Source organism: Streptomyces sp. NPDC051104 (assembly GCF_040682835.1).
GTDB classification, from domain to species: domain Bacteria; phylum Actinomycetota; class Actinomycetes; order Streptomycetales; family Streptomycetaceae; genus Streptomyces; species Streptomyces cynarae.
Map to the genome: position 1 here is coordinate 302,134 of NZ_JBFBBS010000005.1, position 11,488 is coordinate 313,621.

Below are 11,488 nucleotides of genomic sequence, written 5' to 3' on the forward strand. Positions count from 1 at the left end.
CCGCGCCGGGGGCCGGGACCGCGAGGCATGGACGACGCTCCGCCCGGTTCCACGGGGGGCGGGGGCTGCCGGGGCCGCACGTGACGGCCTCGACGACCTCGCCGGGGCTGCCCGCGACGGACCGACCGGCCCCGCGGGTGACGGCCTCGACGGACTCGCCCGCGTCGGTCCCGAGGGACCGGCCGCCGATGGACCCGTACCGGGTGTCGTGACCACGCCCACGGGAGCGGCGGCCTCGCGCGGGCCGCATTCGTTGTTGCGGGTGCGGGGGCGCAGCGTCGGCTGGGTGCCGCCGCTCCTCCTGCTCCTCACCATCGCCCTGCTCGACAAGAACAGCACCGGCGGCTTCCGGATGATCTCCTGGGTGGTGCTGGTGCCCGGCATCGCGGCGGCGATCTGCGGGGTGTGGGGCACGAGCGTCGCGGCCGCCCTGACCGTCGTCACCTTCGAGCTCGAGGACCACGCCTGGCCGCACGAGCTCCAGACCGGCCTGCCCGACTTCATCCTCGTCATCGCGGGCGGCGTCCTGGCCGTGCTGGCCTGCGCGGTCCGGGTGCGCGGCGAGCGGCGCATGCCGCACATGCAGGACATCGCCGAGACGACCCGGCACACGGTGCTGCGGCCCCTCCCCGCCGACTGGGGCGGTCTCGACCACGCGGCGGCCTACCTCGCGGCGGACAGCGTCGCCCGTGTCGGCGGCGACTTCTACGACATCCAGCCCGGCCCGCAGGGCACCCGTGTGCTGGTCGGCGATGTGCAGGGCAAGGGCCTCGGCGCGGTCGCCGCCGCCTCCGCGCTGCTCGGAACGTTCCGCGAGTCGGCGTACCACGAACCGTGCCTCGCCACGGTCACGTTTGGAGACGCGGATGCTGCGGCATGTGCGCTACTGCACGTCGATCGGCCGCGACGACGGGGACCGCTTCGCCACCGCCGTCCTGCTCGGCTTCCCGCCCACCGACCCCTGCTGCGTGGAGGTGGTCAACTTCGGGCACGAGCCGCCGCTGGTGGTCGGCCCCGACGGCGTACGGCCCCTGCCGCCCGGCGAGGGACTGCCGCTGGCTTCGGCACACTGGCCGACGGACCGCCGCCCGCCCGGCGCGTGCCGCTCACGCCGGGCGAGACACTGCTGCTGGTCACGGACGGGGTGTGCGAGGCGCGGGACGCGGCCGGGGAGTTCTACCCGCTGCGGGAGAAGGTGGCCCGCGCGGTCGCCGAGGACCCGCGCGCGGCGGACCCCGCCCGCCTGGTCCCGCTGGTGCGCGACGGCACCCTGCACCACTGCCGCGACCGCCTGGCCGACGACACGACGATCTTCGCGGTCCGGCCCCGCCCGTCCGTCGCCCACTGAGCGTTCGCCGGACTTCGTCGCCCCTTTGCAGGCGCAGAGGTTACGGTGCTGACGTATCTGATCGATGGGGGAGGGAACGATGCCCGGAACCGTGCTGCTGCTCGCGGCCTCGCCGGCGGGCAAGGGGTGCCTGGTGGACGCGGCCTCCGTGCTTCCGGTGCTCGCGGCCGTCGCCCCGCCGGTGCTGTCCGGCACGGACACGGCGACCGTGGTGGAACTCGCCGACCCGCTGGAGCCGCAGGCCGTCCTCACCCGGCTGCGGGCCGCCGCGGCCGCCCCCGTCCCGCTGACGGTGTTCCTCACCGGGCAGCTCCAGCTCGACCGCCGCCAGCACCTGCCGCACCTGGCGCTGGCACGCACCACCCCGGCCACCGTCCGCTACACCGGCTTCCCCTGGCACTGGTTCCGCGAGGAGCTGAGGCTGCGTCCGCCCGGTGCGACGACCGTGTTCGCCGATCTGCACGCGGATCCGGAGACCTGGCAGCACCTGCGCGGCATCGCGCCGGACTGCGGCCCCGCCGTCACCCTCTACGGCCGTATCGCCCCACCGCCCCCGCGCCGCGCGCTCGCGACCCCCGCCTACATGAAGGCCGTCGCGACCCTGCTCCGCAGCGGCCACCGCCCGGACCCGGCCGCCCTCCACCACCAGGCGGTGACCCGGGCCTACGCGGACGACGGAACGCGGGGGGACATACTGCTCGCCCCGTACCAGCCGCCGGCGCAGCCTCCCGTCCGGAGAAGCCGGCAGCCCGTCCCCGCGCCACCCCCTCACCCGGCCGCGCCCCCCGACCCCCACGCCGCCCTCGCCGCCGCCGTCCGGGACGGCCGGCACGGGGAGGCCGCCGCGCTCGCCGCGCGGTGGGAGCAGGCCGCGCTGCGGCAGCACGGGCCCGGCTCGCAGGAGGCGCTGCACTGGATGGAGGTCCGCGCCGACCTCGCGATGCTCGCGGGCGACGCGGGCCGCAGCTGCGAGACCTGGCTGACGGTCGCCACCGCCCGCCTCGCGGCCGGCCAGTCCCCCGAGGACCCGGCGGTGGAGGCGGCCGTCGACCGCGCCCACCACCAGTGGGGTCGCATGACCGACGCGACCCGCGCCCGCGAACTGGGCCCCGCCCTGGCGGAGTTGCGCGAGCGGGTACCGGGGCGCCGCGAGGGAGCGCTCCGCCACGTCCGTCAGCACCTCGAGGAACTCAGGCAGTCGCAGCGCGTGCCCGGGTAGCGACCGACGGCCCTCGAAGGGCCGGGCCGCGTTCACCGCGTACGCGACCCGGTGGGAGTCGTCGGGTCGTCGGCGGGCTCCAGGTCATCCCACCGGCAAGTGGGCCAGCGCGCCCGACACCAGCGTCCGCACCCCGGGGACGAGTGTGGACAGGTCGGGTGCGAAGTGGGGGCTGTGGTTGCTGGGGACCGCCGCGAACTTCTCCATGAGGTCCGTGCCGGGGGCCGCCTCCCAGACGTCGGCGGGGGTGGTGGTGACGAACCAGTACGCGTACGGCACCCCGTCCGGTGCCAGGTGCGGGAAGTCCTCGCTGCCCATCGCGGCGCCGGGGTCGAAGACCCTCTCCGGGCCGAACACCTCTCTGTGCACGTCGGTGACGCGGTGGTCCGTGGCGGGGTCGTTGACCGTCACGGGGAAGTCCGCGCCCACGGTCACCTCCGGCTCGCGCGGGCAGCCCGCGGCCAGGCACTCGCCCGCCGCGATGCGCCGGATCGCGGCGATCATGCGGTCCCGGACGCCGGTGGACCGGGTGCGCAGGTTCAGCGCGATGTGCGCCTGGGAGGGGATGACGTTGGGCCGGGTGCCCGCCTCGATCCTGCCCACCGTCAGAACGGCGGACTCGCGCGGGGCGATCTCGCGGCTGACGACGGTCTGCAGCCGGGTCACCAGGTAGGCGGCCGTGACCACGGGGTCGACGGTCGCCTCGGGGCGCGAGCCGTGGCCGCCCCGGCCGTGCACCACGATGTCCACGTCCGTGGAGGCGGACAGGATCAGGCCCGGCGAGTGCGCGTAGAGCCCGGCCGGACCGGGGGCCGCGTGCTGGGCGAGCAGCACGTCGGGGCGCGGGAAGCGCTCGTACAGCCCGTCCGCGACCATCGCCCGCGCCCCCTCGCCGGTCTCCTCGGCGGGCTGGCCCACCACGACCAGCGTCCCGGACCAGGTCTCCCGCCCCGCGGCCAGCGCACGGGCAGCCCCCGCGAGCCAGGTGACGTGCAGATCGTGCCCGCAGGCGTGCATCACCCCGGGGACCTCGGAGGCGTACGGCAGTCCCGTCTCCTCGGTGACCGGCAGCGCGTCCATGTCGGCGCGCAGCAGGACGGTCGGACCGTCGCCGTTGCGCAGGACGCCGACGACCCCGGTGCCGCCGATGCCCTCGGTGGTCGCGTACCCGGCCGCGCGCAGCCGCTCGGCGAGCTTTCCCGCGGTCCGGTGCTCGCGCTGGGACAGCTCGGGATGGCGGTGCAGGTCCCGGTAGCAGTCCGCCAGGTCGGCGAGCGGGACGTCGGCGGTGAGGTCCAGCGTGGTGCGTGCGGCGGGGGAGGTCACGGGGTCAGCGTAGGCGGCCCGGGAAGGCTCCGGGGTGAGTGTGCCCACGGGGGGCCGCCTGGGCGGGGGGCGTCTGCCGGGGCTCCGCGACCCGGGCCGGGCCCGCGTTGGCGGCGGTGACCAGGGCGGCCACGGCGACGACGGCCGCGCCGAACCCTCTGACGTGACGCGCGGATATGCGTCCGTGGTGCACGGAAGGGCGTGGGGGCACGGCAACCGACCTCGCAATGACAGCCGCGGATTAAGCGCGCTTAATGCGTCTTCCAAGCTAGGGGCTGGGACGGGTGCCGGGGAAGAGGCTCAGGCCGGTTGGCATGTGCTGAAACATATTGACGAATAATCAAGGAATGCTCATTGATAAATGGGCTTAATGGCATGATGAATTGCATGGTGAAGCGGGACGACCCTGAGACCATCGGACGCAGGGTGCAGCGGCTGCGGGGGGAACGCGGGCTGACTCAGCGGCAGTTGGCCGAGCCCGCCTACACCGCCGCGTACATCTCCACCCTGGAGGCCGGCCGGGTCCGCCCCTCCGACGAGGCGCTCAGGCATCTCGCCGAGCGGCTCGGGGTGGCGTTCGACGAGCTGGCCACCGGCCGTCCGGCCCACCTCGCCACCGGGTTGCGGCTCAGGCTCACCGACGCCCAGCGCACTCTCGCCACCGGTGAGGCCGAGGTGGCCGCCGAGCAGTACGCCGCTCTGCTGGCCGAGGCCGAGGAGCACGGGCTCACCGCCGAGCGGGCCGCCGCGCTGCTGGGGCTCGGCGAGTGCGCGCTGGAGCTGGGCGACCTGGTGGCGGGGCGGCAGTACTTCGAGCGGGCCGAGAAGTGCCTGCACGACGCATCGCTGCCGAGCCGCGTCCCGGCACTGCGCGGCCGTGCCGTCTCGCACTACCTCGCCGGTGAACTCCGCTACGCCTGCTACCTGCTGGAGACCACCCTCGACGAGCTGAACCGCTCGGGACTGCACGATCCGGACGCCCTGCTGCTGCTCTACGCCAGCGCCATCGGCCCGTACATGGACATGGGAGCGCACGCGAGGGCGGCTCAGGCGGCCGAGTTCGCCCTCGCGCTCGCGCCCCAGGTCCAGGACCCGGCCCTGGTGGCCCGTATGCACCGCTCCGTCGCGCGCACCCTGCTCGCCGAGGGGCGGCTGGCCGAGGCGGACTCCAGCCTCGCCAAGGCCGCCGAGCTGTACCGGCAGCTGCAGATCCGCACCGAGCTGGCCAACTGCCACTGGATGCGCGGCTACCTGTACGCGCAGAACGGTGAACTCAAGCGTGCGGAGCGGGAGTTGCGGGAAGCCCTCGCCATGCTGTCGGAGAAGCGGGCCGCCCTCTACAGCAGCCAGGTCGCGGTGGAGCTGGCGGACGTGCTGCACCGGCGCGGCAGGTCCGCAGAGGCCGCTCGGCTGCTGCGCGACGTCCTCGGTGACATCGGCCCCGAGCGCGGCGCGGTGCACTCCGCCGCCGCGCACCGCCTCCTCGGCATCATCGCGGAGGACGCGCGTGACACGGAGGCCGCCGAGGAGCACTACGTGCGCGCCCTGAGCCTGCTGGAGCGGGCGGGCGCCGCGGGCGACCTCGCGGACCTGTGCCGGCTGCTCGGCGACCTGCTGCGCCGCACGGGCCGGGTGGAGGCCGCCCTGGACGCCTACCGCACCGGCCTCGGCCACCGCACCGCGCCCGGCACGACGACCCTGGGCCCGGCCCCCGCCCAGCCGCCGCTGTGACGGGCCTGGCTCCCTACGGGGTGACGATCGGGAACCCCCGGTCCGGCCGGGCGACGTAGGAGAACAGGCGCTTGAGCAGGCTCCGGTCCCCTTCCGTCTCGATGCCGGCGAGGCCGTGGCCCGCGAGCAGGCCGAGCAGTTCGGGACGGGTCAGGGTGAGCGTCAAGCCCGCGTGCGGCCTCGGGGTGCGGTGCAGCGGCATGCTGCGGTGGGTGAGCGCGCCGTGCTCCAGGTTGATCCGGTGGCGGCGTTCCTCGTCGATCACGACCAGGTCGATGATCAGGTGTGGCTCCTGGGCCGCGCGCGGCCCGTCGATGCGCACCGCGAGGGCGTCGAGGAGCATGCTCACGGTCAGTTCCGAGGTCAGCTCGGGCGTGTCCGAGGTGACGGCGGGGGCACTCGCCCCCTCGCGCAGTTCCAGGGCGCCGGTCAGGTAGATGTTCCGCCAGGGTCCGTTCTCGGCGCCGTACCCGAGGCGTTCGTACACGCCTGCCAGCGTCTGCTTCGCCTCCTCGTCGCCCGGGTCGGCGAAGACCAGGTGGTTGAGCAGCGTCGCGGCGAAGCGCAGGTCACCGGCCTCCACGTACCGTCGGGCCGCCGCGAGCGTCGCCTCGGGACCGCCCGCCACCTCCACGTACCGCCGCGCGAGGGCGACCGGGGGGTGCTCCCACAGGTGGGCCGGGTTGCCGTCGTACCAGCCCAGGTAGCGCTGGTGGACGGCCTTGACGTTGTGGCTGAGGGACCCGTAGTAGCCGCGCGCGTGCCACGCGCCCTCCAGCACGGGCGGCAGCCGCAGCTCCTCCGCGATCTCCGGGCCGGTCAGACCGCTGTTGAGCAGCCGCAGCGTCTGGTCGTGCAGATACGCGTACAGGTCGCGCTGCTCCGCCAGCAGGCGGACGACGCTCTCGTGCCCCCAGGTCGGCCAGTGGTGGGAGGCGAACCCCACGTCGTAGCCGTCACCGAAGAAGTCGATGGCCTCGTCGAGATAGCGGGACCAGAGCCGGGCGTCCCGGACGACGGCGCCGCGCAGGGTCAGGATGTTGTGCAGGGTGTGCGTGACGTTCTCCGCCAGGCACAGGGCGCGCTGCTCGGTGAAGAGGAAGTTCATCTCGGCCGGCGCCTCGGTGCCCGGCGTCAGCTGGAACAGGATGCGCACGCCGTCCACGGTCTCCGCCTGCCCGGTGCGGGTGATGTCGACGGTCGGCGGGACGAGGGTGACCGTGCCGGTGGACATGGTGAGGCCGAGACCCGTGCCGATCTGCCCGTCGGGCGCCTTCGCCAGCCGTTCGCCGTACATGAAGCCGGCGCGGCGGGACATCGCGGGCCCAGCGTACACGTTCTCGCTGACCGCGTGCTGAAGGAACCCGGCCGGCGCGAGCACCGGCACGCCCGCCTCCGCCTCGCGCGGCAGCACCCCGCGGGCGCCTCCGAAGTGGTCGACGTGGGAGTGGGTGTAGATCAGCGCGGTCACGGGCCGCTCACCGCGGTGCCGCCGGTACAGGGCGAGGGCGGCCGCCGCGCACTCGGCGGAGATGAGCGGGTCGACGACGACGACGCCGGCACGGCCCTCGACGAGCGTCATGTTGGCCAGGTCAAGGCCGCGCACCTGGTAGACGCCCTCGCAGACCTCGTACAGCCCCTGCCGCGCGCACAGCTGCGACTGCCGCCACAGGCTCGGATGCGCGGTGCCCGGGCACTCCCCGTCCAGGAACCGGTACGCGTCCGCGTCCCACACCACCCGCCCGTCCCGGTCGGTCACCACGCCCGGCTCCAGAGCGGCGACGAAACCGCGGTCTGCGTTCTCGAGGTCGGTGCGGTCCTCGAAGGGCGGCAGGCCGTCACGGGGCGGGGCGTCCATGCGGCCAGCTTGGGGCCGGGGCGGACGGCGGGCCAGCGGTGGGGGACCGTTCGGGGTGCCGACCTGAGGGAGGCGAAGGAGGCCGTGGAGCGGATGGGATTGGTGCCGCGCGGCTGCGGAGGCTTTACTGCGACTTTCTTGCAAGTAGAACTCACCTGCATGAAAGTGGGTGGCGCAGTACGCAGAGAAGAAAGGCCCCGCTCCATGCCTCCGTCCTCCTCCCGGATGCGCCTGTCCATCACGCGGCAGGAGTGGGGCCGGCTCGGCGGCATGGCCGCGTTCGTCCTGGCTCTGCACGTCATCGGGTGGTTCACGCTCGTCGGGATCGTCGCGCCCGAGCACTACACGATCGGCGAGAAGTCGTTCGGCATCGGCATCGGCGTGACCGCGTACACCCTCGGCATGCGGCACGCGTTCGACGCGGACCACATCGCCGCGATCGACAACACCACCCGCAAGCTGATGAGCGAGGGGCAGCGGCCGCTGTCGGTCGGGTTCTGGTTCTCGCTCGGCCACTCCAGCGTCGTCTTCGGACTGGCGCTGCTGCTCTCGCTCGGCGTCAGGACGCTGGCCGGACCGGTCCGCGACGACAACTCCGAGCTGCACGACGTGACCGGCCTCATCGGCACGACGGTCTCCGGCACGTTCCTCTGCGTCATCGCCGCGATCAACCTCGTCATCCTGGCCGGAATCTGGAAGGTGTTCCGGCAGATGCGGTCGGGCGACTTCGACGAGGCGGCGCTGGAGGAGCAGCTGAACAACCGCGGCTTCATGAACCGACTCCTCGGCCGCGTGATGAAGTCGATCACCAAGCCGTGGCAGATGTACCCGCTGGGCCTGCTCTTCGGCCTCGGCTTCGACACCGCGACGGAGATCGCCCTCCTCGTCCTGGCCGGCTCGGGCGCGGCCTCCGGGCTGCCCTGGTACGCGATTCTGTGCCTGCCGGTCCTGTTCGCGGCCGGCATGTCGCTGCTCGACGCGATCGACGGGTCGTTCATGAACTTCGCGTACGGGTGGGCGTTCTCCAAGCCGGTCCGCAAGGTCTACTACAACCTCGCCATCACGGGTCTGTCCGTGGCCGTGGCGCTGATCATCGGCACGACGGAACTGCTCGGCCTGCTCGCCGGGAAGCTCGGCCTGCACGGGGCCTTCTGGGACTGGATCGCCGGCGTCGACCTCAACACCCTGGGCTTCGTGATCGTCGGCCTCTTCTTCGCCACGTGGGTGCTCGCGCTGGTGGTGTGGAAGGTCGGCCGCATCGAGGAGAAGTGGACGGCGGGCCTGGCCCGGCCGGAGCCGCAGCCGGTGGAACAGGCGGTGGAGTAGGCACCCGGACGAGCGCCGCGGGGCTGGTGCCGCTCGCAGGCTTCCGCCGCCCGACGGATCGTGCCATTCCCGATGTGGCCGAAACGTGATCACGTTCTGAACTCGTCGTGGTTTCAACGAGGTTGACAGCGTCGTCACCGTGATCGAATATGTGCTCGCGCTGTGGCTCATGTGACCAAAGAGCCACTTGTTTCTCTCGACCACTTCTTCCCGGCCACGGTCCCGGCGGCTTCGTGCTGCCCGCTGCCGTCGGCCGGGTCCGGCCCGTCAAGATGGGGGACCGAATGTCCGACACGAGACGTGTCACCGTGCGCCGTCTGCTGGGGGCGGGCGCCGCGGCGCTCACCCTCACCGCCGTCACCGGGGGCGCCGCCTGGGCCTCGGGTACGCCCGGTGGTGGCGGCTGGGACCAGGGGAGCCGCGCGTACGCGTCCGGGAACGGGCCGGGCACCGTCACCGAGGCCGACCACTGCCAGTTCTCCCTGGACGGAAACACGTTCACCGACTCCGTCCGGGTCGACGACCAGAACCTGAAGCCCACCGAGGACGGCAAGGTCCACATCAAGGTGCGTGCCGCGGGCGACGCGGCGACCTGCACCGCCTCCCTCGCCTCGTACCGCACGCACGGCGCCACCTTCAACACGTCCGGGCTGCAGGTCTTCCACGACTTCGACTCGGTGACGGTGAAGCAGGGCGAGACCGACTCCCTCGACATCTCGGTGCCGGACGCCGGCTGCTTCGCGCAGATCGACCTCTACCGGGGCAAGGTGAAGTTCGACGGGAACCTCGGCGCACAGGACGGCTTCGAGCACGGAGACGTCCCCAAGGGCCCGGACCGCCCGGTCATCAAGGACAAGCTGATCGCGTCCTGGAACGGCGGTACGAAGGACTGCACGGCCCAGCCGCCGAGCACCCCGGCCACCACCCCGCCCGCGTCGGCCCCGGCCACCACCCCGCCCGCGTCGGCCCCGGCCACCCCGGCCACCCCGGCCACCCCGGCCACCCCGGTGACCCCGGCGACGCCTGCCTCTCCGTCCGCCTCCGTCTCGACCCCGCCCGCCACGGGCGAGTCGAGCACGCCCCCGGCGCCCACCCCGAACGGCGGCACGTCCACCCCGCCCGGTGGCCTGGCCGAGACCGGTGGCGGCAGCAACGCGCTGCCGATCACCGCGGGCGCGGCGGCCCTCGTCGCGGCCGGTGCGGGCATCGCGGTGGCCGCCCGGCGCCGTACGTCCCGCGGCCGCGCCTGACGCCTCCGGGCGTCCGCCGAACCATCCCCCGACGGGCCCGGCGCTCTTGTCCCCCGGAGAGCGCCGGGCCCATTTTGTTCGGGGTCCTGGGCGGGCATGGTGCAAGGACCCTTTAGGGCCTGTCTCGGACCGTCAGCCCGTGGTCGGTGCCGACCCGGGGGCCGCCGCCGCGCCAGGAGTCGTCGACGGCGGAGGGGTGAAGCCCGGCGGCGGGGAGAGGACCACCGTCGGCTCGCCGGGCTGCGGGGCCGGCGGGGTCAGGCTGGACTTCGGGAGCTTCGGCGGTGTCGTCTCCTGGAACACCAGCGAGTCGAAGTTCACCAGGCCCGTCTGCTCCATGACCGTGATGTGGTCGAGGACGGTGTCGTTGGCCACGTCGGCCAGCTGGCGGACCAGCGTGTTCTTCGTGGTGGCGCGGATGTTGGCGATGGCGGGGAAGATCTGTCCGTGCGTCAGCCGCAGGATGTTCGCGAGGTCGCTGTCGAACTGCTTGCCCGTGTCGTTGGTCAGCGTCGTCACGAATCCCTGCTGCTGGGGGCTCGGCTGGTTCGGCAGCGTGATGCCCAGCTCCGCGGCCACCTTCCGGTCGACGGCGTCGAGGTTGACGTGTCCGTTGACCAGATGCGCCCCGGCGGTGCGTACGGCCGGGGTCGTGCCCTTCCTCATGGCCAGTTCACCGGACGGGAACTCCCACAGGCCGGCGGCCCGTACCTTGACGACGAAGTCGCGGTCCGCCTCGGTCAGCGGTCCCGACGAGGTGTTCGCGATCACGCGTGAGGGGGCGCTGGAGACCGTCTGCACTCCCAGCATCGACGGATAGACGAGCGCCGTGAGTGTCAGGGTGAGGGCGCCCGTCACGAAGAGGGTTCCCGCCGCGGTCCGCGAAATGCGCATGGCACCTCCTGGTTGTTCCAACGCCCAGGGGTACGGGTGCGACCGGAGCCGGAAACCTTTTCCACAGGCAAAATCCACGGCCCGTGCCGTGGGGGCCGTCACACGCCCGATCGGCACGTTCGGCATGTCGCCGTCGGCCACACGGCGGGCTGCGCAAGTCCGCCTCAGCAGACTGAGGGCGTGGCGGTGCCGGAAGGGGAGGTCGGGTGCCCGTTATGTTCGATCCGAACATCCGACAGTCGGAGCCGGCATGCAGAAGACAGAAGAACTGGCCGAGGACGCGGAGTCGGCCGTCGCGGTCCCCGCGGCGCCCGAGCGCGCCCCCGCCCGCGGCTGGCCCGCGTTCTGGCCGCTGCTGCTGGCGGCGGCCGTCCTCGCCGGGCCGGCGCTGCTCCTGCTCGGCCGGTGGATGGACGCGCCCGCGATGCAGGCGTGGCGCACCGAAGGGGCTGCTCGCCGAGGAGGCGGCAGCTGCAGTCGGCGTATCCCAGGCAGCGGGTTGCAGGTGGTTCCGGCACGGTGGCGGCATGCCACCG

At 73.3% G+C, this 11,488-nt stretch carries 7 protein-coding genes and 2 pseudogenes; 6 read left to right on the forward strand and 3 right to left on the reverse strand.

From position 1 onward, the window contains the following. The first annotated feature begins 208 nt into the window (after nt 1-208). Nucleotides 209-1,348, forward strand: a pseudogene (locus AB0N14_RS11190) (PP2C family protein-serine/threonine phosphatase). Between the two features lie 79 nt (nt 1,349-1,427). Further along, entirely contained in the window at nt 1,428-2,567 is a 1,140-nt protein-coding gene (locus tag AB0N14_RS11195) for a hypothetical protein (protein ID WP_366025384.1), read from the forward strand. A gap of 84 nt (nt 2,568-2,651) precedes the next feature. On the opposite strand, the gene AB0N14_RS11200 is transcribed toward AB0N14_RS11195, so the two are convergent. Beyond that, on the reverse strand, nt 2,652-3,893 hold the full coding sequence (locus AB0N14_RS11200; RefSeq protein ID WP_366025385.1) for an amidohydrolase: 1,242 nt from the start codon (nt 3,891-3,893) through the stop codon (nt 2,652-2,654). Between the two features lie 387 nt (nt 3,894-4,280). Here AB0N14_RS11200 and AB0N14_RS11205 point away from each other — a divergent pair, with 387 nt between their 5' ends. Further along, complete coding sequence (locus AB0N14_RS11205; protein ID WP_366025386.1) at nt 4,281-5,624, forward strand: helix-turn-helix domain-containing protein; 1,344 nt, start codon at nt 4,281-4,283, stop codon at nt 5,622-5,624. A gap of 13 nt (nt 5,625-5,637) precedes the next feature. Here AB0N14_RS11205 and AB0N14_RS11210 read toward each other — a convergent pair whose 3' ends face one another. Then, the gene (locus AB0N14_RS11210; protein ID WP_366025387.1) at nt 5,638-7,482 is read right to left on the reverse strand and encodes an alkyl sulfatase dimerization domain-containing protein; all 1,845 of its coding nucleotides are present in this window, start codon (nt 7,480-7,482) and stop codon (nt 5,638-5,640) included. Nucleotides 7,483-7,686: 204 nt separating this feature from the next. Here AB0N14_RS11210 and AB0N14_RS11215 point away from each other — a divergent pair, with 204 nt between their 5' ends. Both AB0N14_RS11215 and AB0N14_RS11220 read left to right on the forward strand, forming a co-directional pair. Continuing rightward, nucleotides 7,687-8,808, forward strand: a complete 1,122-nt coding sequence (locus tag AB0N14_RS11215) for a HoxN/HupN/NixA family nickel/cobalt transporter (RefSeq protein ID WP_366025388.1) — start codon at nt 7,687-7,689, stop codon at nt 8,806-8,808. 284 nt (nt 8,809-9,092) lie between these two features. Beyond that, on the forward strand, nt 9,093-10,058 hold the full coding sequence (locus AB0N14_RS11220; RefSeq protein WP_366025389.1) for a hypothetical protein: 966 nt from the start codon (nt 9,093-9,095) through the stop codon (nt 10,056-10,058). A gap of 132 nt (nt 10,059-10,190) precedes the next feature. On the opposite strand, the gene AB0N14_RS11225 is transcribed toward AB0N14_RS11220, so the two are convergent. Continuing rightward, nucleotides 10,191-10,952, reverse strand: coding sequence for a DUF4142 domain-containing protein (locus AB0N14_RS11225; RefSeq protein WP_366025390.1), 762 nt, complete (start codon nt 10,950-10,952; stop codon nt 10,191-10,193). A 250-nt stretch (nt 10,953-11,202) separates the two neighbouring features. Here AB0N14_RS11225 and AB0N14_RS11230 point away from each other — a divergent pair. After that, nucleotides 11,203-11,488: pseudogene (locus tag AB0N14_RS11230) on the forward strand (hypothetical protein); the annotation flags it as partial.

Excerpts from the sequence above, each read along its gene's own strand:
- AB0N14_RS11195 (WP_366025384.1), top strand. The coding sequence starts at position 1,428 with ATGCCCGGAACCGTGCTGCTGCTCGCGGCCTCGCCGGCGGGCAAGGGG.
- AB0N14_RS11205 (WP_366025386.1), top strand. The coding sequence starts at position 4,281 with ATGGTGAAGCGGGACGACCCTGAGACCATCGGACGCAGGGTGCAGCGG.
- AB0N14_RS11210 (WP_366025387.1), bottom strand. The coding sequence starts at position 7,482 with ATGGACGCCCCGCCCCGTGACGGCCTGCCGCCCTTCGAGGACCGCACC.
- AB0N14_RS11215 (WP_366025388.1), top strand. The coding sequence starts at position 7,687 with ATGCCTCCGTCCTCCTCCCGGATGCGCCTGTCCATCACGCGGCAGGAG.
- AB0N14_RS11220 (WP_366025389.1), top strand. The coding sequence starts at position 9,093 with ATGTCCGACACGAGACGTGTCACCGTGCGCCGTCTGCTGGGGGCGGGC.
- AB0N14_RS11225 (WP_366025390.1), bottom strand. The coding sequence starts at position 10,952 with ATGCGCATTTCGCGGACCGCGGCGGGAACCCTCTTCGTGACGGGCGCC.